Annotated in this window: 1 protein-coding gene; it reads left to right on the forward strand. The window is 46.5% G+C overall.

Annotation, left to right across the window (positions count from 1 at the left end; all coding sequences use genetic code 11):
* Positions 1-147 precede the first annotated feature (147 nt).
* On the forward strand, positions 148-314 hold a 167-nt coding region (locus CIK81_RS18895; RefSeq protein ID WP_114355994.1), incomplete at its 3' end, for a response regulator.

Consider the following 314-nt stretch of genomic DNA (forward strand, 5'->3'; position numbering starts at 1 on the left):
TTTATCTCAGTCAAGTTTTTGAATCACCTGCTTTTATCTAATTCTCCTTTGTTGTTAGCTGTGGCACCCTATATGCAGTTAATGTAATAGATTAGCGTACAAGGCCAACGCCTGAGCCCAAGAAGTTTCCATGCAGGAGCCTGTCCATTGATCAGTGTCCTTATCGCCGATGACCACCATCTCGTTAGAACGAGTATCGCCCACCTACTAAACGAAGAGTCCGACATTAAAATTGTAGGCGAGGTCGACGACGGTGAAAGCGCGGTAACTCAGTGCCGTCAATTGAAGCCCGATATCGTGCTGATGGATCTCGT

The organism is Brachybacterium sp. JB7 (assembly GCF_003335205.1).
Classification (GTDB): Bacteria; Actinomycetota; Actinomycetes; order Actinomycetales; family Dermabacteraceae; genus Brachybacterium; species Brachybacterium alimentarium.